Origin of the sequence: Diaphorobacter sp. JS3051 (assembly GCF_015832135.1) — a bacterium.
Lineage (GTDB): Bacteria > Pseudomonadota > Gammaproteobacteria > Burkholderiales > Burkholderiaceae_C > Diaphorobacter > Diaphorobacter nitroreducens.
Window position 1 is genome coordinate 1,170,486 of the sequence record NZ_CP065406.1, and the last position, 21,273, is coordinate 1,191,758.

19 protein-coding genes, 1 tRNA gene and 1 pseudogene are annotated in these 21,273 nt (G+C 62.8%); 2 read left to right on the forward strand and 19 right to left on the reverse strand.

What is annotated here, in order from left to right; genetic code table 11:
* Positions 1 to 49 precede the first annotated feature (49 nt).
* Positions 50 to 1,969, reverse strand: a complete 1,920-nt coding sequence (ftsH, locus tag I3K84_RS05500) for an ATP-dependent zinc metalloprotease FtsH (RefSeq protein ID WP_123676452.1) — start codon at positions 1,967 to 1,969, stop codon at positions 50 to 52.
* 143 nt (positions 1,970 to 2,112) lie between these two features.
* Positions 2,113 to 2,775, reverse strand: coding sequence for an RlmE family RNA methyltransferase (locus I3K84_RS05505; protein ID WP_196996068.1), 663 nt, complete (start codon positions 2,773 to 2,775; stop codon positions 2,113 to 2,115).
* 77 nt (positions 2,776 to 2,852) lie between these two features.
* Between I3K84_RS05505 and I3K84_RS05510 the strand changes: the two genes are divergently transcribed.
* Both I3K84_RS05510 and I3K84_RS05515 read left to right on the forward strand, forming a co-directional pair.
* A complete protein-coding gene (locus I3K84_RS05510) occupies positions 2,853 to 3,326 on the forward strand; it encodes a YhbY family RNA-binding protein (RefSeq protein WP_011805591.1) in 474 nt (157 codons plus the stop codon).
* A gap of 11 nt (positions 3,327 to 3,337) precedes the next feature.
* Positions 3,338 to 4,099 (forward strand): glycosyltransferase, encoded by a 762-nt coding sequence (locus tag I3K84_RS05515; protein WP_196995662.1) that lies wholly within the window; start codon positions 3,338 to 3,340, stop codon positions 4,097 to 4,099.
* 57 nt (positions 4,100 to 4,156) lie between these two features.
* Here the strand turns inward: I3K84_RS05515 and I3K84_RS05520 are convergent, their stop codons facing one another.
* The 17 genes and pseudogenes from I3K84_RS05520 to I3K84_RS05600 form a co-directional block, all read right to left on the reverse strand.
* Positions 4,157 to 5,038: a Kdo hydroxylase family protein gene (locus I3K84_RS05520; RefSeq protein ID WP_123676415.1), complete on the reverse strand. Its 882-nt coding sequence runs from the start codon at positions 5,036 to 5,038 to the stop codon at positions 4,157 to 4,159.
* 6 nt (positions 5,039 to 5,044) lie between these two features.
* Positions 5,045 to 5,458: a DUF4149 domain-containing protein gene (locus I3K84_RS05525; protein ID WP_196995663.1), complete on the reverse strand. Its 414-nt coding sequence runs from the start codon at positions 5,456 to 5,458 to the stop codon at positions 5,045 to 5,047.
* A gap of 11 nt (positions 5,459 to 5,469) precedes the next feature.
* Complete coding sequence (greA, locus tag I3K84_RS05530; protein ID WP_011805595.1) at positions 5,470 to 5,946, reverse strand: transcription elongation factor GreA; 477 nt, start codon at positions 5,944 to 5,946, stop codon at positions 5,470 to 5,472.
* A gap of 127 nt (positions 5,947 to 6,073) precedes the next feature.
* On the reverse strand, positions 6,074 to 9,325 hold the full coding sequence (carB, locus tag I3K84_RS05535; RefSeq protein WP_103737591.1) for a carbamoyl-phosphate synthase large subunit: 3,252 nt from the start codon (positions 9,323 to 9,325) through the stop codon (positions 6,074 to 6,076).
* Positions 9,326 to 9,335: 10 nt separating this feature from the next.
* Positions 9,336 to 9,737 (reverse strand): hypothetical protein, encoded by a 402-nt coding sequence (locus tag I3K84_RS05540; RefSeq protein ID WP_011805597.1) that lies wholly within the window; start codon positions 9,735 to 9,737, stop codon positions 9,336 to 9,338.
* Between the two features lie 21 nt (positions 9,738 to 9,758).
* Positions 9,759 to 10,931 carry a glutamine-hydrolyzing carbamoyl-phosphate synthase small subunit gene (carA, locus tag I3K84_RS05545; RefSeq protein ID WP_162844556.1) on the reverse strand — a complete coding sequence of 391 codons (1,173 nt, stop codon included), beginning with the start codon at positions 10,929 to 10,931 and terminating at the stop codon, positions 9,759 to 9,761.
* Positions 10,932 to 11,169: 238 nt separating this feature from the next.
* A tRNA-Pro gene (locus I3K84_RS05550) sits at positions 11,170 to 11,246 on the reverse strand.
* A gap of 27 nt (positions 11,247 to 11,273) precedes the next feature.
* Complete coding sequence (locus tag I3K84_RS05555; protein ID WP_196995664.1) at positions 11,274 to 11,702, reverse strand: MerR family transcriptional regulator; 429 nt, start codon at positions 11,700 to 11,702, stop codon at positions 11,274 to 11,276.
* A 100-nt stretch (positions 11,703 to 11,802) separates the two neighbouring features.
* Positions 11,803 to 12,153 (reverse strand): integration host factor subunit alpha, encoded by a 351-nt coding sequence (locus I3K84_RS05560; protein ID WP_103737589.1) that lies wholly within the window; start codon positions 12,151 to 12,153, stop codon positions 11,803 to 11,805.
* The gene (gene pheT, locus I3K84_RS05565; protein ID WP_196995665.1) at positions 12,150 to 14,594 is read right to left on the reverse strand and encodes a phenylalanine--tRNA ligase subunit beta; all 2,445 of its coding nucleotides are present in this window, start codon (positions 14,592 to 14,594) and stop codon (positions 12,150 to 12,152) included. Before pheT ends, I3K84_RS05560 begins: the two co-directional genes overlap by 4 nt.
* Positions 14,595 to 14,715: 121 nt before the next feature.
* A complete protein-coding gene (pheS, locus tag I3K84_RS05570) occupies positions 14,716 to 15,768 on the reverse strand; it encodes a phenylalanine--tRNA ligase subunit alpha (RefSeq protein WP_011805602.1) in 1,053 nt (350 codons plus the stop codon).
* A 102-nt stretch (positions 15,769 to 15,870) separates the two neighbouring features.
* Positions 15,871 to 16,230: a 50S ribosomal protein L20 gene (gene rplT / locus I3K84_RS05575; RefSeq protein ID WP_005795139.1), complete on the reverse strand. Its 360-nt coding sequence runs from the start codon at positions 16,228 to 16,230 to the stop codon at positions 15,871 to 15,873.
* A gap of 26 nt (positions 16,231 to 16,256) precedes the next feature.
* The gene (gene rpmI, locus I3K84_RS05580) at positions 16,257 to 16,460 is read right to left on the reverse strand and encodes a 50S ribosomal protein L35 (protein WP_011805603.1); all 204 of its coding nucleotides are present in this window, start codon (positions 16,458 to 16,460) and stop codon (positions 16,257 to 16,259) included.
* Between the two features lie 173 nt (positions 16,461 to 16,633).
* The gene (gene infC, locus I3K84_RS05585; protein WP_083766753.1) at positions 16,634 to 17,245 is read right to left on the reverse strand and encodes a translation initiation factor IF-3; all 612 of its coding nucleotides are present in this window, start codon (positions 17,243 to 17,245) and stop codon (positions 16,634 to 16,636) included.
* A 65-nt stretch (positions 17,246 to 17,310) separates the two neighbouring features.
* Positions 17,311 to 19,230 carry a threonine--tRNA ligase gene (thrS, locus tag I3K84_RS05590; RefSeq protein ID WP_196995666.1) on the reverse strand — a complete coding sequence of 640 codons (1,920 nt, stop codon included), beginning with the start codon at positions 19,228 to 19,230 and terminating at the stop codon, positions 17,311 to 17,313.
* A gap of 282 nt (positions 19,231 to 19,512) precedes the next feature.
* Positions 19,513 to 19,743: pseudogene (locus tag I3K84_RS05595) on the reverse strand (isocitrate lyase); the annotation flags it as partial.
* Positions 19,744 to 19,979: 236 nt separating this feature from the next.
* Entirely contained in the window at positions 19,980 to 21,164 is a 1,185-nt protein-coding gene (locus I3K84_RS05600; RefSeq protein WP_196995667.1) for a site-specific integrase, read from the reverse strand.
* Between the last annotated feature and the right edge of the window lie 109 nt (positions 21,165 to 21,273).

Here is a 21,273-nt window from a genome sequence, read left to right on the forward strand (position 1 = left end):
AAATACAGAAAACGGGGCGCGAGGCCCCGTTCTTCATGCCAAACCGCTGTCAGGCGGCGGAGGGCGCCGGGTCCGGCTTGACGGCCGGAGTGCCGCCGCTGGAACCATCACCACCCGAAGGAGGGGTGCGCGGCGTCCAGTCCTTGGGCGGGCGAGGCGCCCGGCCGGCCATGATGTCGTCCAGCTGTTCGGCATCGATGGTTTCCCACTCCAGCATGGCCTTCGCCATGGCGTGCATCTTGTCCTGGTTCTCTTCGATCAGGCGGCGTGCCAATCCGTACTGCTCGTCGATGATGCGACGCACCTCGGCATCCACCTTCTGCATGGTTTCTTCGGAGATATTGGTGGTCTTGGTCACCGAACGGCCCAGGAACACCTCGCCTTCGTTCTCCGCGTACACCATGGGCCCCAGGGCCTCGCTCATGCCGTAGCGCATCACCATGTCGCGCGCGATGGACGTGGCGCGTTCGAAGTCATTGCTGGCGCCCGTGGTCATCTGGTTCATGAACACTTCTTCGGCAATGCGCCCGCCGAACAGCATGGCGATCTGGTTCAGCATGTACTCCTTGTCGTAGGAGTAGCGGTCCTTCTCGGGCAGGCTCATGGTCACGCCCAGCGCGCGGCCGCGCGGAATGATGGTGACCTTATGCACCGGGTCGCACTTCGGCAACAACTTGCCGATCAGCGCATGGCCTGCTTCGTGGTAGGCCGTGTTGCGGCGCTCTTCCTCGGGCATGACCATGGTCTTGCGCTCAGGGCCCATGATGATCTTGTCCTTGGCCTTCTCGAAGTCCTGCATCTCCACGGTGCGCGCATTGCGCCGTGCAGCCATCAACGCTGCTTCGTTGCACAGGTTGGCCAAGTCTGCGCCGGACATGCCGGGCGTTCCGCGCGCAATGATGGCGGGGTTCACGTCCTGCCCTACCGGAATCTTGCGCATGTGCACACCCAGGATCTGCTCACGCCCACGAATATCAGGCAGCGTCACATAGACCTGGCGGTCGAAACGGCCGGGGCGCAGCAAGGCAGCGTCCAGGATGTCGGGACGGTTGGTCGCAGCCACGACGATCACGCCCAGGTTGGTCTCGAAGCCATCCATCTCGACCAGCATCTGATTCAGCGTCTGCTCGCGCTCGTCATTGCCACCGCCCAGGCCAGCGCCACGCTGGCGGCCCACGGCGTCGATCTCATCGATGAAGATGATGCAGGGGGCGTTCTTCTTGGCGTTCTCGAACATGTCGCGCACGCGGGCCGCGCCCACGCCAACGAACATTTCCACGAAGTCGGAGCCCGAGATGCTGAAGAACGGCACCTTGGCTTCGCCAGCAATGGACTTGGCCAACAGCGTCTTGCCGGTGCCCGGAGGGCCGACCAGCAACAGGCCACGCGGGATGCGGCCACCGAGCTTCTGGAATTTCTGCGGGTCTTTCAGGAAGTCCACAACCTCCTTGACCTCTTCCTTGGCCTCGTCGCAGCCCGCCACGTCCGCGAAGGTGACGGTGTTGTTGTTCTCGTCCAGCATGCGCGCCTTCGACTTTCCGAAGCTGAAGGCACCACCCTTGCCGCCGCCCTGCATCTGGCGCATGAAGTACACCCATACGCCGATCAGCAGCAGCATCGGGCCCCAGCTGACCAGCAGGGTCATGAGCAGCGAGCCTTCTTCGCGCGGCTTGACGTCGAACTTGACGTTGTTGTTGATCAGATCGCCCACGAGGCCGCGGTCGAGGTAGGTGGCCGTGGTGCGGATGCGGCGGTCATCATTGGTGATCGCCACGATCTCGGTGCCGCCCTGCCCTTCCTGGATCGTCGCGCTCTTGATGCGGTTGCTGCGCACCTCTTCCAGGAATTCCGAATAGCCGATGGTTCCGGCGCCCGCGCCCGCACGGGTGTCAAATTGTTTGAACACCGTAAAGAGCACCATGGCAATGACCAGCCAGACGGCGACTTTTGAAAACCACTGATTGTTCAAGCGGAACTCCAGATTCAGAAGTGGGAGGCCGGCCACGACACTGTCATGGAAACGTCCTAACGCAATTGGGGTTCATTTTAGGCGTTTCAACCCGCCAGCACCGCCCATTAACCCCGGCACAGGCCATGGTCAAGGCGCTGCGGTCAACCTTGACGCTTGAGCCCCATGCCCACCAGAAAGGTCTCCGATGATTTGTCGCGCGAGGCCTTGGGCTTCATCGGCTTGACCACGCGAAAGGTGTCCTTGAAGAGTTGCACCAGCTGGGAGTAACCGCTGCCGTGGAACAGCTTCACAACCAGTGCCCCCTCAGGCTTCAGATGGTGCACGGCAAAGTCCACCGCCAGCTCGATCAGGTGCGCGATACGCACGGCATCCACCGACTCCACGCCCGACAGATTGGGAGCCATATCCGACACCACCACATCCACGGGCCGCGCTTGCACGGCCTCCTGCAAGCGTGCCAGCACCTCCTCCTCCCGAAAATCCCCCTGTAAAAAGGTGACGCCTTCAATCGGCTCCATCGGCAGGATGTCCAGCGCGATGATGACGCCGTTGAGTTGCCCCACGGCAGCCCCGTCCGGCGACAACCGCCGGCGCACATACTGGCTCCAGGCCCCCGGAGACGACCCAAGATCCACCACCACATGGCCGGGCTTGATCAGCCCGAGCTGTTCGTCGATCTCCTTGAGTTTGTAGGCGGCGCGCGCACGGTAGCCCTCCTTCTGGGCGAGCTTGACGTAGGTGTCGTTGACATGGTCGTGGAGCCATGCCTTGTTCACCTTCTTGCTTTTGGTCTGGGCTTTCATGGATAGATCGGTGCGCCGCCCCGGATCGGGGGACAGCAGTATGCCGGCCATTGCCGGGGCGTTGAGATAATACGGGTATGCCTCAAATTCAACTGACTCCCGCCGAGCGCCGGGAACACCGCGCCAATGCCCACCATCTGGACCCCGTGGTCCTGATCGGTGGCGACGGACTTACGGCCGCCGTTCAAAAGGAGATCGATGCCGCACTCAAGGCCCATGGCCTCATCAAGGTGCGCGTCTTCAACGACGACCGCGCCGCACGCGAGGAGATGTATCAGCAACTGGCCGATGCGCTGAACGCCGCACCCATCCAGCATATCGGCAAGCTGCTGGTGCTGTGGCGGCCCATTCCTGCGAAAGAGAAAGCCATCGACGAAGACCGCATGCCCGGTCCCCGCGATGTGAAGGTACTCAAGTTCAGCAAGCGCGGCGGCCAGCGCCCCGAGGTCAAGCAACTGCGTGTGCTGGGTAACCAGCGTCTGACGCCTGGCGGGCAGATCAAGCGTGCCAAGCCCAAGCAGAAGTCGGTGAAAAAACGCCAGGCCGATTGACCCTAGATCCCATGAACGCACCGCAGCAGCACCAGCGCCACATCCTTTGCATGAAGTGGGGCACGAAATATGGCCCCGAGTACGTCAACCGTCTTTACGCCATGGTGCGCCGCCACCTGAGTGGCGAGTTCAACTTCGTCTGCCTCACGGACGACGATGCAGGCATACGCCCCGAGGTGCAGTGCCTGCCCATCCCGCCGCTGAATCTGCAACTGGCGCCCGGCCAGCGGGACGGCGCCTGGAAGAAGCTCACGACCTTCGAGGCCGACCTGCACGGCCTGCGCGGCACAGCGCTGTTCCTCGACCTCGACGTGGTGATCGTGGGCGGGCTGGATCCCTTCTTCGAGCAGCCGGGTGAATTTCTCATCATCCACGACTACCCCCGTTTCTGGCGCTTTGGCCAGCGGATCACGGGCAACTCCTCGGTCTACCGCTTTGAACTGGGCGCGCATGCCGATGTGCTGGCGTACTTTCGCACGCACATGGACGAGGTGCAGGCTAGCTATCGCAACGAGCAGGCCTTTCTGTCACGCTTCCTGCACGCCCAGGGCAAACTGTCGTACTGGCCTGAAGGCTGGTGCCCGAGCTTCAAGTACGACGGCATTCCCGTGTGGCCGAGCAACTACTGGCGCGAGCCCTTCGTGCCCGAAGGCGCACGCATCATGATCTTCCACGGCGAATGCAATCCGCCGGATGCGCTGGAGGGACGGCGCAACAAGCGCTTTCACCACATCCAGCCCGCACGCTGGGTGGCGCGCCACTGGCACGAATGACGAGGTCGCACCGCCACGAAGCGGGGCGGAGAGGAGCCGTCAGCGCCAAGGCGCCGGTTAGGCCGTCGGAACGCCGTGCAACGGCCGGCCCGTCAATCGCGTGAGGATCGCCAAGGGGCTCGCTTCCCGGTCATACGCATGCGACGCGGGCAGGTGCAATGTCTGCTCCAGCATGTATTGGCCGGACATGACCGCATGCGTGGCTTGGTCCGAAAAGCACACCCATACCGAACCCGCCGGAAACGGCACCGTTTCCTGCGGACTGGTGCGCTGGTACTCCAGGTCGCCCTTCATGCCGTCGTGCAGTTGCAGCATCAGGTGGTCGTACTCGCTGCGAAAGGACTTGGTCACACGCAGCGCCTGCAGCACCTTGGCCTGCCACGCCGAATACGGCTTGGCGCGTGGCAGGAACTTACGCGCCATGGCTTCGAAGGGCTCACCCACGCGCCACACACGGGGCGCCCCGTCGGGGTTGACGTTGGCAAACACGCGCAGGATGCGTTCGCCATAGTTGGGGCGCGAGGGAAACGCATCCACGTGCAGCCGCCGGTCGTCGGCCCGCCAGGATTGCTGGCGGCTTTCCACCTGCATCGGCCGGTAGCTGGTGGGGGCCAGTCGCAGCGCAGAGGTGTAATGCGGCAGCAGCGCCTCGATCAAGCCCAGCGCCTGCGCCCGAAAGCGCGTGATCATGGCCGTCAACTGCGCCTGGGTGGCGGCGTCGCCCACCGCGCCCTTCAGGCTGCCGTCAACATTCAGGCTGATGTTGCGCGCACCAGGGTCGCGGATGTCGGGCCGCAGCAGGGCGCGCTCGTCAGGCTGCACCTCGAAGGCGAGGTTGGGAAAGAACAGCACCTTGCCGCCCTCCAGCGCAGCGCGCCAGGCGTCGGTCCCCGGTACCGACCAATCACGGGATTCGATGCGTACGACCTGGGATTCCATGCTCGCTCACCCTCCTTGCCTGGCAGTTTTCCACAACGTAATACCCGCGCAGAGCCATTGCACCAGATACATGGCACTGCCCACGCTGTGCCACAGCCGCAGGTTCTGGCGCGCCACGATGCGCGGCGCCACGCCATATTGCACCAGCAAGGCCAGCAGCAGGCCGAGGATCACAAAAACCATAGCTGCTCGCGCCCACTGCTCCTCGGTTTCCGCGTGTTTTCTTTTGGAAAGCACCAACAGACAAGCGCAACACGCTATCGAAATATAAGTCTGCGCCTCGAACAAACGGGCTGCCATCTGCCCCGCCATACTCGGCGTGGGCAGGTGGACGAACAGCATCGGCACGGCCACGAAGCCCATGGCCGAGAGGCTACCCCACCACAGGGCCGCAGCCAGCACGGGCAGGCGTTCGCGCATGGCGTGCACCCTCAGATGTAGCTGACGGCCACCACTTCGTAGCGCCGCACGCCCCCAGGCGCCTGCACCTCGGCCGTGTCGCCCTCTTCCTTGCCGATGAGCGCGCGCGCGATCGGGCTGGAAACATTGATCAGGCCGTGCTTCAAGTCGGCTTCGTCCTCGCCCACGATCTGGTACTTCACGGCGTCGCCCGTGTCCTCGTCCTCCAGCTCCACCGTGGCGCCGAAGACCACGCGACCGCCGGCGTCCAGCGCCGAGGGGTCGATGATCTGGGCCGCCGACAGCTTGCCTTCGATCTCCATGATGCGGCCTTCGATGAAGCCCTGGCGGTCCTTGGCGGCTTCGTACTCGGCGTTTTCGCTCAGATCGCCCTGCGCGCGCGCCTCCGCAATGGCGCTGATCACGGCAGGCCGCTCGACGGTCTTGAGGCGGTGCAGTTCCTCCTTGAGTTTCTCTGCGCCGCGCTTGGTGATGGGAATGGTGGCCATGGGTCAGTCTCCAGATTCCAGATGCAAAAAGCAAACCGCCGCGCGTTGCCGCGCGGCGGTCTCACAAATCAAGGGCGATTATGCCGCGTTTGCCGCGGCGGTCATCCCCTAAAACCCGGTGCCGCGCTCAGGCTGCAGCCGCCAGGCGGGCGTGCAGTTCCTGCACCGAATACACGTCCAGATTGTCGAGGTGCTTCATGCCTTCCACGGCCGCTTCGGCGCCGAAGATGGTCGTGAAGGTGGTCACGCGCGCCAGCAGCGAACTGGTGCGGATCGCGCGCGAATCGGCAATCGCGTTGCGGCGCTCCTCCACTGTGTTGATGACCATGGCGATCTCGTCGTTCTTGATCATGTCCACGATGTGCGGGCGGCCTTCGGTCACCTTGTTGACCACCTGCACCGGCACGCCGGCGGCCTCGATGGCCGCGGCCGTTCCCTTGGTGGCCAGCAGCTCGAAGCCCATGGCCGCTAGGTCGCGGGCAATCGCCACCGCGCGCTGCTTGTCGGCGTTCTTCACGGTGAGGAACACCTTGCCCGAGCGCGGCAGGCGCGTACCCGCACCCAGTTGGCTCTTGACGAAGGCCTCGCCAAAGGTCTTGCCCACGCCCATGACTTCGCCGGTGGACTTCATCTCGGGGCCCAGAATGGTGTCCACGCCCGGGAACTTGACGAAGGGGAACACGGCCTCCTTCACGCTGAAGTACGGCGGCGTGACTTCCTTGGTGATGCCCTGGCTGGCCAGGGTCTGGCCGGCCATGCAGCGCGCCGCCACCTTGGCCAACTGGATGCCCGTGGCCTTGCTGACGAACGGCACCGTGCGCGAGGCGCGCGGGTTCACTTCCAGCACGTAGATCACATCGCCGTCGTCGGTTTCCTGAATTGCGAACTGCACGTTCATCAGGCCCACCACGTTCAGGCCATGGGCCATGGCCGTGGTCTGGCGCTTGATCTCGGCCACCGTCTCGGCCTTCAGGTAGTACGGCGGCAGCGAACAGGCGGAGTCGCCCGAGTGCACGCCAGCCTGTTCGATGTGCTCCATCACGCCGCCGATGAACACGGCACCGGAGGCATCGCGCACACAATCCACATCGCATTCGATGGCATTGGAGAGGAAGCGATCCAGCAGCACGGGCGAATCGTTGCTTACCTTGACGGCTTCGCGCATGTAGCGTTCCAGGTCGCGCTGCTCATGCACGATCTCCATGGCACGGCCGCCCAGCACATAGCTGGGGCGCACCACCAGCGGGTAGCCCAGGGCAGCGGCCTTCTCCAACGCCTCGGGTTCGGTACGCGCGGTGGCATTGGGCGGCTGGCGCAGGCCCAGGTCGCCCAGCAGCTTCTGGAAACGCTCGCGGTCCTCGGCGGCGTCGATCATGTCGGGGGTGGTGCCAATGATCGGCACGCCAGCGGCCTCCAGGCCCAGCGCCAGCTTCAGTGGCGTCTGGCCGCCGTACTGCACGATCACGCCCTCGGGCTTTTCCTTGTCCACGATCTCCAGCACGTCTTCCAGCGTCAGCGGTTCGAAGTACAGGCGATCCGACGTGTCATAGTCGGTCGAGACAGTCTCGGGGTTGCAGTTGACCATGATGGTCTCGTACCCGTCCTCACGCATGGCGAGGGCGGCATGCACGCAGCAGTAGTCGAACTCGATGCCCTGGCCGATGCGGTTGGGGCCGCCACCCAGCACCATGATCTTCTTCTGGTTGGTGGGCTCGGCTTCGCATTCGTCCTCATAGGTCGAATACATGTAGGCGGTATTGGTGGCGAATTCAGCGGCGCAGGTATCCACGCGCTTGTACACCGGGCGCACATTCAGCGCATGGCGCGCTTCGCGTACAGCCTTCTCGTTGGTTTTGAGCAGCTTGGCCAGGCGGCGGTCGGAGAAGCCCTTCTTCTTGAGCGCGCGCAACGTGTCCGCATCCAGCGAGGCCAGCGCGCCATCGCCCTTCTCGGCCGTGAGTTGGTCCAGGTCGAGTTCGATCTTCACGATCTCCTCGATCTGCACGAGGAACCACTTGTCGATTTTGGTGAGGTCATGCACCTCGTCCACCGACAGGCCCATGGCGAACGCGTCGCCCACGTACCAGATACGCTCAGGTCCCGGCTCGCCCAGTTCCTTCTCGAGCAACTCGCGGTCCTGGGTCTTCTCATTCATGCCATCCACGCCCACCTCCAGGCCGCGCAACGCCTTCTGGAAGGACTCCTGGAAAGTGCGGCCCATGGCCATCACCTCGCCTACGGACTTCATCTGCGTGGTCAGGCGGCTGTCGGCCGCAGGGAATTTCTCGAACGCAAAGCGCGGGATCTTGGTGACGACGTAGTCGATGGAGGGCTCGAACGACGCGGGGGTGGCGCCGCCGGTGATCTCGTTCTTCAGTTCATCGAGCGTATAGCCCACGGCCAGCTTGGCAGCGACCTTGGCGATCGGGAAGCCCGTGGCCTTGGAGGCCAGCGCCGACGAGCGCGACACGCGTGGGTTCATCTCGATCACGATCATGCGGCCGTCCTTCGGGTTCACCGAGAACTGCACGTTGGAGCCGCCCGTGTCTACACCGATCTCGCGCAGCACTGCCAGGCTGGCGTTGCGCATGATCTGGTATTCCTTGTCGGTCAGCGTCTGCGCCGGGGCCACGGTGATGGAGTCGCCCGTGTGCACGCCCATCGGGTCCAGGTTCTCGATCGAGCACACGATGATGCAGTTGTCCGCCTTGTCGCGCACGACCTCCATCTCGTACTCCTTCCAGCCGAGCAGCGACTCTTCGATCAGCAGCTCGTTGGTCGGCGAGGCTTCCAGGCCGCGCTTGCAGATGGTTTCGAATTCTTCCGGGTTGTAGGCGATCCCGCCGCCCGTGCCGCCCAGCGTGAAGCTGGGACGGATGACGGTGGGGAAGCCCACGTTCTTCTGCACGGCCCAGGCCTCGTCCATGCTGTGGGCGATGCCGGAGCGCGCCGACCCAAGGCCGATGCGGGTCATCGCATCCTTGAACTTCAGGCGGTCTTCGGCCTTGTCGATGGCCTCGGGCGTCGCGCCGATCAGTTCGACCTTGTACTTGTGCAGCACGCCGTTGCGCCACAGGTCCAGCGCGCAGTTCAGCGCGGTCTGGCCACCCATGGTGGGCAGGATGGCGTCGGGGCGCTCCTTGGCGATGATCTTCTCGACCGTCTGCCAGGTGATGGGCTCGATGTAGGTGACGTCGGCCGTGGCCGGGTCGGTCATGATCGTCGCGGGGTTGCTGTTGATCAGGATGACCTTGTAGCCCTCCTCGCGCAGCGCCTTGCAGGCCTGCACGCCCGAGTAGTCGAACTCGCAGGCCTGGCCGATGATGATCGGGCCGGCGCCGATGATGAGGATGCTTTTGATGTCTGTGCGTTTTGGCATGGTATGTCTATCAATCGGTCGCTGGGGCTGAGGCTGGGGCGGCAGACACCGCTGCGGGGCGCCGCGTATTCAGCCTGTCCAGCAGCGCCTGGGCCCGCTCGGCGGGGAGGTTCTTTTGCATCAGCTGCAGCAGGCCGTCGCCCTGAACCAGGGGTCGCAACACTTCGGCTTCTGCCTCGTAGAACGTCACGTCCCACTCCTGCATGGCCTCTGCGAAGGTCGCATCGTCCCAGGTCTTGCCCTTGGCGATCAGCGTGACCAGGGGCATGGCCTTGTTCTCGACGAAAGACTTCTTGTAGGGCTTTTGCTGCCAGCGTTCGGTGAACCACTCGCGGTGCATTGGAGGCAATGTCAGCACGCGCTTGTGAATGGCTTTCTCAAGCGCTGCAGCCGGGAAGCTGAAGAGTTTCATGGCGCCGGTTTCCTTTTGGGCTTACTGGGCCTTGGCGGCCTGCATCAGAGTGGTGAAGCGGTCGAACAGGTAGGCAATGTCGTGCGGACCGGGTGACGCCTCGGGGTGCCCCTGGAAGCAGAAGGCCGGCTTGTCCTTGTGTTCCAGGCCCTGCAGAGTGCCGTCGAACAGGCTGATGTGCGTGGCGCGCAAGGTGGCCGGCAGCGATGCCATGTCCACCGCGAAACCGTGGTTCTGGCTGGTGATGCTTACCCGGCCGCTGTCCAAGTCCTTCACAGGGTGGTTTGCGCCATGGTGGCTGTTGTCCATCTTGAAAGTCCTGGCGCCACTGGCCAGCGCCATGATCTGGTGGCCCAGGCAGATGCCGAAGGTAGGTACGCCGCTGTCGATGATCTGCTTGACTGCCGTGATCGCGTAGTCGCAGGCCGCCGGGTCACCCGGGCCGTTGGACAGGAACACGCCATCGGGATTCATGGCCAGCACCTCTGCCGCCGGGGTCTGCGCGGGCACCACGGTGAGCCTGCAGCCGCGTTCGGCCAGCATGCGCAGGATGTTCAGCTTCACGCCATAGTCATAGGCCACGACGTGAAAGCGCGGGGCCGTCTGCGTGCCGTAGCCTTCGCCCAGCTTCCACTCAGTCTGGTCCCAGGCGTACGCGGCACGCGTGGTCACGACCTTGGCCAGATCCAGCCCGTTCATGTTGGGCGCCGCCTTCGCCGCGGCCACGGCTTCGTCGATGCGCGCCTGGGTCACGGCCTCGCCAGCCGCCAAGCCGACGATGGCGCCATTTTGCGCGCCCCGGGTGCGCAGCAGGCGGGTCAGTTTGCGGGTGTCGATGTTGGCGATGGCTACCGTCTTGGCACGCACGAGGTACTCGGGCAGCGTCTCGGTCATGCGGAAGTTGCTGGCCAGCAGCGGCAGGTCCTTGATGATGAGGCCTGCGGCGTGGACTTTTTCAGCCTCGATATCCTCTGCGTTGACGCCGTAGTTGCCGATGTGCGGATACGTCAGGGTGACGATCTGCTGGCAGTAGCTGGGGTCCGTGAGAATTTCCTGGTAGCCGGTGATGGCGGTATTGAAGACCACTTCGCCGACCGTGGTGCCGGCGGCACCGATCGAGTTACCGATAAAGACCGTGCCGTCTGCGAGCGCCAGGATGGCGGGCGGGAAGGTTCCCTTGAGAGACAAAAGCACTGGGTTCTCCGATGGTTTACGGGTCGCCCGGGAGCCGCAGGAACGGCGATGCTCCTGAAGGCTACTGCTTGTTGAAAATTGCTTTGGATGCGGCCGGGCGACTTGTTTGCGGGAAAGCCTCTCATTGTAGCGCGAGAGACGCATGCCCACTGCGCACAGGACATTGGTCCCGCCGAGGATCCAAACGCGCCAAAGAAGAAAGGGACCACCGTTAAAACGGTGGTCCCTTTGGCATAAATGGTCGGCGTGGCGGGATTCGAACTCGCGACCCCTTGCACCCCATGCAAGTGCGCTACCAGGCTGCGCTACACGCCGACAAGACTTGAATTCTATACCGAAAAATCAGGCCGTAAGAAGAAGTGCGCGAATTTCTTCCAATTCTTTTCGCAGGGTCGCCGCATTCAAAGGAACCGCCTGCGCGACGCTCATCCCCTCGTTCGCACCCTGTGCGGGTACAGCCGCTTCCAGGCCGTCCGCATGCGGCGCACCACCATCGCGCAGCGCCTTGTCCGCATGGGCCAGCTCTTGCAGCCGGTTGCGCGCACCGCTGATGGTGAAGCCTTGGTCATACAGCAGGTCGCGAATGCGGCGGATCATCAGCACCTCATGGTGCTGGTAATAGCGCCGGTTGCCGCGCCGCTTCATGGGGCGCAACTGCGTGAATTCCTGTTCCCAGTAGCGCAGGACATGGGGTTTGACGCCACAGAGCTCCGCCACTTCACCAATCGTGAAATAGCGCTTGGCCGGAATGGGTGGCAGCAAGGTGCTCATGGGAATGGCGCAAAAAACGGGCAGGACTGTGGAGCGTACTGCAGCCCCTTACCGGCGACCAGGATCTCTGGGCCAAAAACACCGGTTCGGGTCAACTACTTCAAGCCTTGTCCTGCCCCTGGATCTGTTCCTTGAGTTTGGTGCTGGCATGAAAGGTCACCACGCGTCGCGCCTTGATGGGGATGGCTTCCCCAGTGCGCGGGTTACGCCCCGGGCGCGGCGCCTTGGTGCGGATCTGGAAATTGCCAAACCCTGACAGCTTCACGTCCTGGCCGTCGACCAGGCTTTGCACGATCAGGTCGAAGAAGGCGTCCACCATGTCCTTGGACTCGCGCTTGTTCAGGCCGATGTGCTCGAACAGCAGATCCGCCAGCTGCGCTTTGGTCAGCGCAGGCGATTCCAGGCTTTCCACGGCGAACTCCACCGGTCCTGGCTCCATCCCCCGAGTCATCGCAACCTCGCTCCTGTGTGGGCACCCAGCGCCTGCAGCACCGATTGCACTGCGGCTTCGATCTCAGCGTCCGTCAACGCGGCGGCGTCGCTGCCCAGCGTCAGGCGAATGGCCAGGCTCTTCTCGCCCTGCGCCAGAGCACCCGCCGGCACGGCCTCGCCCGCACGCTGCGGCTGGGGCCGGAAAACATCGAACAGCACCGCGGAGCGCAGCAGATCGCCCGCCAGCGCACCGCCAATGGCACGCATCACCTCATCGTGCGAGACCCGCTCGGCCACAACCACGGCAATGTCCCGCTCCACCAACTGGCGCTTGGCCACGGGGCGAAAGCCCGGCACCTTGCGCTGCAGCACGGCGTCCAGCTCCAGTTCAAACATCATCGGCGCAGCCGGCAGGTCCCAGGACTGGCGCCATTGCGGATGCAATTCGCCCACAAAGCCGATGGGCTGGCCCTCCAGCAGCACGCGCGCGCAGCGGCCCGGGTGCAGTGCCGGATGCGCTGCTGGCTCGAACGTGGGGCGCAGCGGCGCGAGCAGCGCTTCCACATCACCCTTGGCATCGTAGAAGTCCACCGCCTTGTCCTTGCGGCCCCACTGCAGCGCATCGGCCGCACCATATGCCAGGCCCGCGACCCGCATCGGCTGCGCGAAGCCTTCCACCGTGCGGTCGGTGTTCTGCACGCTCGCATCACGCAGGAACACCCGCCCCAGCTCGAACACGCGCACGCGGCCGGCCTTGCGGTCCAGGTTGAACTTGAGCACCTGCAGCAAAGAGCCCAGCAGCGACGAGCGCATGACGCTCAGGTGGCTGGCGATGGGGTTGAGCAGCTTGATCGGCGCGGCGTTGCCGGCCAGTTCCTTTTCCCAATGCTCTTCGACAAAGCTGAAGTTGATGGTCTCCTGGTAGCCCAATGCCGCCAGTTCACGGCGCACCGCGAAGCTGCTGCGGCGCGATTCGGCGCGCAGCTTGGGCGTGATCGGCGCCAGCGGCGGGGTGGTGGGCAGGTTGTTGTAGCCCACCACGCGCGCCACCTCCTCGATCAGGTCTTCCTCCAGGCGCAGGTCGAAGCGGAACGACGGTGGCGTGACCGTCACGGCACCCTCTTCCTCCTGCAGCGGCAGGCCCAGGCGCCTCAGCGCATCCACGCACTGCGCCTGCGTGAGCGGCATGCCGATCACCTTGGCCGCACGCGCGATGCGCATGCGCACCGGTGTTTGCACGGGCATGTTGACGCGCTGATCATCAATGGGAGCGCATGCCGTCTCTGGCGTACCGCAAATGTCGACGATCAGCTGCGTGATGCGCTCGATGTGCTCCACGGTCAGCTCGGGATCCACGCCGCGCTCGAAGCGATGGCCGGCGTCGGTGGAGAAGTTGTAGCGGCGCGAGCGGCCGGCTACGGCCTCTGGCCACCAGAAGGCCGCCTCGACGTAGATGTTGCGCGTGTCATCCGACACAGCCGTGGCGTCACCACCCATGATGCCGGCGAGCGACTCCACCTCGCGCTCGTCGGCGATCACACCCACCTTCTCATCGACGGTGACGGTGTTGCCGTTGAGCAGCTTGAGTTGTTCGCCGGCCTTGCCCCAGCGCACTTCCAGGCCGCCATGGATCTTGTCCAGGTCGAAGATGTGCGACGGGCGGCCGAACTCGAACATCACGTAGTTGGAGATGTCCACCAGCGGCGAGACACTGCGCTGGCCGCAGCGCGCCAGGCGGTCCACCATCCACTGCGGTGTGGCGGCCTGGGTATTGACGTTGCGCACGACGCGGCCGGAGAAGCGCCCGCACAGGTCAGGCGCGCTCACGCGCACGGGCAAGCGGTCATCGATCGCGGTGGCCATGGTGGGGAACTGCGGCGCCTTCAGCGGCGCGCCCGTCAGCGCGGACACCTCGCGCGCGATGCCGTAGACACTCAGGCAATGCGCCAGGTTGGGTGTGAGCTTGAGCGTGAACAGCGTGTCGTCCAGGTTCAGGTACTGGCGGATGTTCTGGCCCAGCGGCGCGTCGGCCGGCAGTTCCAGCAGGCCGCCATGGTCCTCCGACAGTTTCAGCTCGCGCGCCGAGCACAGCATGCCAAAGCTCTCCACACCGCGCAGCTTGCCCACCTTGATGAGGAACGGCTTGCCATCCTCGCCGGGCGGCAGCTCCGCGCCCACCATGGCGCACGGCACCTTGATGCCCACGCGGGCATTGGGCGCGCCACAGACGATGGTCAGCGGCTCGCCCTGCCCCACATCCACCTGGCACACGCGCAGGCGGTCGGCATTGGGGTGCTGCTGGGCATCCTTGATCTCGCCGACGACGATCTTCGTGAACGGCGGCGCCACGGGCTGCAGCTCTTCGACCTCCAGCCCTGCCATCGTCAGGGTATCGGCCAGTTCTTGGGTGGTGAGCGGAGGGTTGCAGAACTCGCGCAACCAGGATTCGGGGAATTGCATAGTCAGACTTCTTTGGCGTGCTCTTGAAAAGAGAGCTGCTAGCGCTTGCTACCTATTGTTTTCCATATGAAAACATATTGAAGAGTAGGCTTAACAAGCGCTGGCAGCTCACTTTTTTGCATTACTGGAACTGCGACAGGAAACGGATGTCGCCGTCGAAGAACAGGCGCAGGTCGTTCACGCCGTAGCGCAGCATGGTCAGTCGGTCCGGCCCCATGCCGAAGGCAAAGCCGATGAAGCGCTCGGGGTCCAGCCCCATGTTGCGCACCACGTTGGGGTGCACCTGGCCGGAGCCCGCCACCTCCAGCCACTTGCCGGCCAACGGGCCCGACTGGAACTGGATATCGATCTCGGCGCTGGGCTCGGTGAAAGGGAAGAAGCTGGGGCGAAAGCGCAGCACCAGGTCGTCGCTTTCAAAGAAGGTCTTGCAGAAGTCCGTGAACACGACCTTCAGGTCCTTGAAGCTCACGTTCTCGCCGATCCACAGGCCTTCACATTGGTGGAACATGGGCGAGTGCGTGGCGTCGGAGTCCACGCGGTAGGTGCGGCCCGGAGCGATCACGCGGATCTCGGGCATGGCCTGGCCGGCGTCGATCAGGCCACGGTGTTTCTTCACATGCTGCACGGCGTAGCGCACCTGCATCGGGCTGGTGTGCGTGCGCAGCAGGTTGGGGGCTTCGGGTGTGCCGCCTTCCACGTAGAAGGTGTCGTGCATGGACCGGGCGGGGTGGTCCTCGGGCGTGTTCAGCGCCGTGAAGTTGAACCAGTCGGTCTCGATCTCGGGGCCGTCCGCCACCTCGAAGCCCATCGAACCGAAGATCCGCTCGATGCGCTCCAGCGTCAGCGACACGGGATGCAGGCCGCCGCGGCCGCGCTGGCGGCCCGGCAGCGTCACATCCAGCGCCTCGGCCTTGAGCTGTGCCTGCAGCTCGGCGTCCGCCAGCTCCTGGCGGCGTGCGGCGAGGGCTGCCTCCACGGCCTGCTTGGCCACGTTGATGGCGGCGCCGCGGGTTTTCTTCTCCTCGGGCGAGAGCTGCGCCATGCCCTTCATGAGCTCGGTCAGGCGGCCTGACTTGCCCAGGAACTGCGCCTTGGCGTTCTCCAGTTCGGCAGGGGTTGCGGAACGCGCGAACGACTCGCGCGCGCTCGTCACCAAGGAATCCAACTCGTTCATATCGACTCTTGAAAAAGAAACAAGGGCTAGTGCCTTTTCAAGCCCTAGCCCTTGTTGTTTGCGCGCTAGTAGCTATAGAATTTATAGCTACCAATCGTGAACTCAAGCAGCCAGCTTGGCCTTGACTTGCTCCACGATGCTGCCAAAGGCAGCCTTGTCATGCACCGCGAGGTCGGCCAGCATCTTGCGGTCGATCTCGATGGATGCCTTCTTCAGGCCGTTGGCGAACTGGCTGTAGGTCAGGCCCAGTTCACGGGCAGCGGCGTTGATACGGGCGATCCACAACTGGCGGAACACGCGCTTCTTGGTGCGGCGGTCACGGTAGGCATATTGCCCCGCCTTCATCACCGCCTGCTTGGCGATGCGGAAGACGTTACCGCGGCGACCACGGAAGCCCTTGGCAAGGGCGAGGACCTTCTTGTGACGGGCGCGGGCCGTTACACCACGTTTGACGCGAGGCATGTGTTTTCTCCTTGTTCGTCAGTTGATTACAGGCCAGCGGAGGGCAGCATCTTTGCGATGGAACCCATATCGCCTTCATGCACGTTCACAATGCCACGCAGGTGGCGCTTGTTCTTCGTGGTCTTCTTGGTCAGGATGTGGCGCTTGAAAGCTTGGCCACGCTTGACCGTACCGCCTGGACGAACGCGAAAACGCTTCTTCGCGCTGCTCTTGGTCTTCATCTTGGGCATGTGAATGCTCCTGTTGGTTGTGCTCGTGAGGCGTTTGCACACCGCTGTGCAACCTTGTTGGCCCCGAGCCACTTTTTCAAACGACGCGCCTTGCGGCTCGCCGTGCGGCGGCACTTGCATGCCGCCTATCGGCCGGCACCCTTTTTTAGAGGGCGCCCGCCAAATCTCCTTGCTTACGCAGCGTTGTCGCCAGCGGCGGGAGCGCTTTCGGCGGCAGGTTTACCTGCCGGCTTCTTGCGGGCCGGCGCGATCATCATGATCATTTGGCGACCTTCCAGCTTGGGAAACTGCTCCACCAAAATGGTGTCGCCCAGGTCATCCCTCAAGCGGTTGAGCAATGCCAGGCCCAGCTCCTGGTGCGTGATCTCGCGGCCACGGAAGCGCAGCGTGATCTTGCACTTATCGCCCTCCGCCAGAAAACGGCGGATGTTGCGCAGCTTGATGTTGTAGTCGCCATCGTCCGTACCAGGGCGGAACTTGACTTCCTTGATCTCGATGACCGTCTGCTTGGCCTTGGCCTCGGCCGCCTTCTTCTGCTCCTGATACTTGAACTTGCCATAGTCCATCAGGCGGCAGACCGGGGGATTAGCCGTGGCTGCAATTTCAACCAAGTCCACATCCAGCTCGCCCGCCATGCGCAGGGCCTCTTGCAGGCTGACGATGCCCAGGGGCTCGTTGTCCGGACCGGACAGGCGCACTTCAGGCGCCATGATTTCACGGTTCAGTCGATGCTTGCGCTCCTCGCGCTGGCGACGGTCACGAAATTCGGTAGCGATGGCTCTCACCTTCAATTAAAAAGCTACGAAAAGCGTAGCAGCTTACGCACCAGGGATGCGCCTCAAGCGATGATTCAGACTTTGGAGGCAATGTCCTGCGCGATCAGATCGACAAATGCGTCGAGGGACATCACGCCGAGGTCTTTGTTACCCCGGGCACGCACTGCCACAGCCCCTGCAGCCTTTTCCTTGTCGCCGGCGACGAGGATGTAGGGCAGCTTTTGCAGCGAATGCTCCCGTATTTTATACGTAATCTTCTCGTTACGCAGATCAGTCACCACCCTAAGGCCTTGATTCGGCAACGCTTTTTGCAGCTTTGCGGCGATTTCACGACAGTAATCCTGCTGCGCGTCGGTGATATTGAGCACTGCCACCTGTACGGGCGCAAGCCAAACGGGCAAGGCCCCAGCGTGTTCTTCGATCAGGATGCCGATGAAGCGCTCCAGGCTGCCCACGATGGCGCGGTGCAGCATCACCGGCCGATGGCGCCCGCCATCCTCGCCCACGTACTCTGCATCCAGCCGCTCGGGCATCGAGAAGTCCACCTGCATGGTGCCGCACTGCCACTGCCGTCCGATCGCGTCCTTGAGCGTGTACTCGATCTTCGGGCCATAGAAGGCGCCATCGCCGGGAGCGATCTCGAATTCGCAACCCGACGCGCGCAGGCTTTCCATCAGCGCATGCTCGGCCTTGTCCCAGCTCTCGTCGGAACCGATGCGTGCCTCGGGGCGCGTGGCCACCTTGTAGATGATGTTGTGGAAGCCGAAGTCCTTGTAGACCTTTTGCAGCAACGCTGTGTAAGCTGTGCATTCGGCCAGGATGTGGTCTTCCGTGCAGAAGATGTGACCATCGTCCTGCGTGAAACCGCGCACGCGCATGATGCCGTGCAGGCCACCCGTGGGCTCGTTGCGGTGGCACTGGCCGAACTCGCCGTAGCGCAGCGGCAGGTCGCGGTAGCTCTTGATGCCCTGCTTGAAGATCAGGATATGGCCCGGGCAGTTCATCGGCTTGAGAGCGTAGTCGCGCTTCTCACTCTCAGTGGTGAACATGTTGTCGCGGTACTTGTCCCAGTGTCCCGTTTTTTCCCACAGCGTCTTGTCCAGGATCTGCGGGCCCTTGACCTCCTGGTAGCCGTTGTCGCGGTATACGCGGCGCATGTACTGCTCCACCTCCTGCCACAGCGTCCAGCCCTTGGGGTGCCAGAACACGGTACCAGGCGAATGTTCGTCGATGTGGAACAGGTCAAGCTCACGGCCCAGCTTGCGATGGTCGCGCTTCTCGGCCTCTTCCAGCATGTGCAGGTACTGCTGCAGTTCTTCCTTCGTGGCCCATGCCGTGCCATAGATGCGCTGGAGCATCTCGTTGCGGTGGTCGCCGCGCCAATAGGCGCCCGCCACCTTCATGAGCTTGAAGAACTTGAGCTTGCCGGTGCTGGGTACGTGGGGGCCACGGCACAGGTCTTCAAAGCCGCCCTCGCGGTACAGGCTCACGTCCTCATTCGTCGGGATGCTGGCAATGATCTCGGCCTTGTAGTGTTCGCCCAGGCCCTTGAAGTACGCCACCGCCTCGTCCCGAGGCAATACACGGCGCACCACTGGTTCATCCTTCGCAGCCAGTTCCGCCATGCGCTTTTCAATGGCGGCCAAGTCTTCCGGCGTAAACGGACGCTTGTACGAGAAGTCGTAGTAGAAGCCGTTTTCGATCACCGGCCCGATGGTCACCTGCGCATCGGGAAACAGTTCCTTGACCGCATAGGCCAGCAGGTGGGCCGTGGAGTGGCGGATCACCTCCAGGCCGTCGGCATCCTTGGCCGTCACGATGGACAGCGGGCTGTCTTGCGTGATCTGGTAGCTGGTATCCACCACCTTGTCCCCGATCTTGCCGGCGAGCGCCGCTTTGGCCAGGCCCGAACCGATGGAGGCAGCCACCTCCGCCACAGTCACGGGACCAGCAAACTCTCGCTGGGAACCGTCGGGAAGCGTAATGTGAATCATGGAAATCCTTATCGAGTCTTTTTCGGTAGGTGAGCTGCGCTTGACTGGGGTTCAGAAAGCAAAAAGCGCGGTACAGGTCCGCGCTTGTAAGGGGGCGAGAGAAATCTCGTGCAGGCGCGAACGGCCAGCCTCAGCGGCTGGAACAGATCTCCGTCGTAGTTCGCGGTGTCATAACCAGACTGCCTTTCTCGCCCTTGTTGGTGAACAGATGTGGCATTTTACCCTGCAGCAATAGAAAAGCCCGAGGCGGGGGCCCCGGGCTTCTCGCATCAACCAAGAAGATCAGTGGAACTGCTCTTCTTCGGTGGAGCCGGTCAGCGCCTTCACGCTCGAAGAACCACCCTGGATCACGGTGGTCACGTCGTCGAAATAGCCTGCGCCCACCTCCTGCTGGTGCGACACGAAGGTGTAGCCCTGCTCACGTGCGGCGAACTCGGGCTCCTGCACCATGTTCACGTAGTGCTTCATGCCTTCGCCGCGGGCATAAGCATGGGCGAACTGGAACGTGTTGTACAGTCAGCCGATACCGTAAGTGCAAGATTTTTAACGGATTTTTGCGTTTTCCGGGTGTCTTTTCCTGGACCACCCACGCATGCCCCACTCGGTCACGGTATGCCTTTTCAAACTGACAAACCGTTGTGCGCTTTCCCTCGATTGAGATGTCCATTCACCCCCCACCATCCACCCAACCCACCGAAGTGGGCGTTGGATGGCGGGATGGGAGAGTTTTGGACCTGCTTAAATTTTAGTCAGGCTTGGGCTGCTCCGGGAGCCTGCCAGCTTGCGTCCACCACCCTGGCTGCTACATCCACCGCCGAGAACAAAGTTTCATCGGCCAAATGGCTGTAACGGGTGGTGGTCTTGATCTGAGAGTGTCCCAACAGCTTGCTGACCACATAGATGGACTGACCCGAGTTCACCAAGTTGCTGGCAAAGGTGTGGCGCAAGTCATGCATCCTCAAGTCATCCAGACCGACCTGCTTGCGAACCTTGTCCCAGGGGTGGTACAGATTGCCATAGGGCTTCTGTGTCTCCGGGTTCGGGATCACATACGGACATCCCTTCCAGCGTGGCAGGCTGTTCAACACCTCCAGGGCTCTGGCAGAAATGGGAATGTTGCGGGCCTTGCCATTCTTGGACATGGGGATGCGCCAGTTGCGCCGCTCCAGATCGAAGTGTTCCCACTGGGCATCCAGCAGCTCCCGCTTGCGGCATCCGAACATCAGCAACAGGGACACGATGTGCTTGAGCTGGGTGTTCTCGCTTTGGTCCAGGGCTTCATAAAGCCGTTGGGTTTCCGCAGCCGTGAGGTAACGTTCCTTGGCGTTGTTCGGGTGGAAAAGCACCACGCCATTGGCCGGGTTGGACTGAGATCCCGGAATCTCCTTCTTCTTGGCAAGGTTGAACATGATTTTGAACAGGACGGGCAGCTTATTCGCTTGGGCGAGCGCATAACCCTTGGCACGCAAATCGAGGTGGGCCTCGGTGAGCATGACGGTCGTGATTTCGTCCAAGTGCTTGGATCCGAAACGCGGCAGGATGTGATGGTTCAGAAAACTGATGGTCGATTGGAAATTCCTTCTGTGCAGGTGGATGTGGGGGATGTAGGTGTCGCGGACAAACTCGGCCAGGGTGGGCACCTGACGCAGAGCCTTGCGGTCTTCCTGGGGATTGCCGCCAAGTTCAACCTCGGATCGCAGGTACTGAGCCTTCTTTCGGGCCTTGTCGTGGCTGATGGCATCGGCGTCCCCAATCTTGTGTTGGCGCAGCTTGCCGTGGGCGTCCCGATAGCGAAGGTGAAATGTCTTGCCACCGGAGGGTCTGACCTCCAGGATGAAGCCTTTGATGGATGAGTCGTAGTAGTCCACCTTCCCTTTCTCGGGTGGACAGACCGCCTCTTTTACGAACTGGGCGCTGAGTGAGACAACGGGCATGTGAACCTCCTTGGGTGATGGTTGATGAACGTCCGGCGCACAAGGCGCAGGGCATGGATGGATGAAAGGCGCACGGATTCCAAACCTGTGGAGGTTTGGGTGTGCAGAA

Bases quoted from the DNA above. Each gene is read 5' to 3' on its own strand.
- I3K84_RS05505 (WP_196996068.1), bottom strand. From the start codon at position 2,775: ATGAAAGCCCAGACCAAAAGCAAGAAGGTGAACAAGGCATGGCTCCAC.
- I3K84_RS05510 (WP_011805591.1), top strand. From the start codon at position 2,853: ATGCCTCAAATTCAACTGACTCCCGCCGAGCGCCGGGAACACCGCGCC.
- I3K84_RS05515 (WP_196995662.1), top strand. From the start codon at position 3,338: ATGAACGCACCGCAGCAGCACCAGCGCCACATCCTTTGCATGAAGTGG.
- I3K84_RS05520 (WP_123676415.1), bottom strand. From the start codon at position 5,038: ATGGAATCCCAGGTCGTACGCATCGAATCCCGTGATTGGTCGGTACCG.
- I3K84_RS05525 (WP_196995663.1), bottom strand. From the start codon at position 5,458: ATGCGCGAACGCCTGCCCGTGCTGGCTGCGGCCCTGTGGTGGGGTAGC.
- greA (WP_011805595.1), bottom strand. From the start codon at position 5,946: ATGGCCACCATTCCCATCACCAAGCGCGGCGCAGAGAAACTCAAGGAG.
- carB (WP_103737591.1), bottom strand. From the start codon at position 9,325: ATGCCAAAACGCACAGACATCAAAAGCATCCTCATCATCGGCGCCGGC.
- I3K84_RS05540 (WP_011805597.1), bottom strand. From the start codon at position 9,737: ATGAAACTCTTCAGCTTCCCGGCTGCAGCGCTTGAGAAAGCCATTCAC.
- I3K84_RS05555 (WP_196995664.1), bottom strand. From the start codon at position 11,702: ATGAGCACCTTGCTGCCACCCATTCCGGCCAAGCGCTATTTCACGATT.
- I3K84_RS05560 (WP_103737589.1), bottom strand. From the start codon at position 12,153: ATGACTCGGGGGATGGAGCCAGGACCGGTGGAGTTCGCCGTGGAAAGC.
- pheT (WP_196995665.1), bottom strand. From the start codon at position 14,594: ATGCAATTCCCCGAATCCTGGTTGCGCGAGTTCTGCAACCCTCCGCTC.
- pheS (WP_011805602.1), bottom strand. From the start codon at position 15,768: ATGAACGAGTTGGATTCCTTGGTGACGAGCGCGCGCGAGTCGTTCGCG.
- rplT (WP_005795139.1), bottom strand. From the start codon at position 16,230: ATGCCTCGCGTCAAACGTGGTGTAACGGCCCGCGCCCGTCACAAGAAG.
- rpmI (WP_011805603.1), bottom strand. From the start codon at position 16,460: ATGCCCAAGATGAAGACCAAGAGCAGCGCGAAGAAGCGTTTTCGCGTT.
- thrS (WP_196995666.1), bottom strand. From the start codon at position 19,230: ATGATTCACATTACGCTTCCCGACGGTTCCCAGCGAGAGTTTGCTGGT.
- I3K84_RS05600 (WP_196995667.1), bottom strand. From the start codon at position 21,164: ATGCCCGTTGTCTCACTCAGCGCCCAGTTCGTAAAAGAGGCGGTCTGT.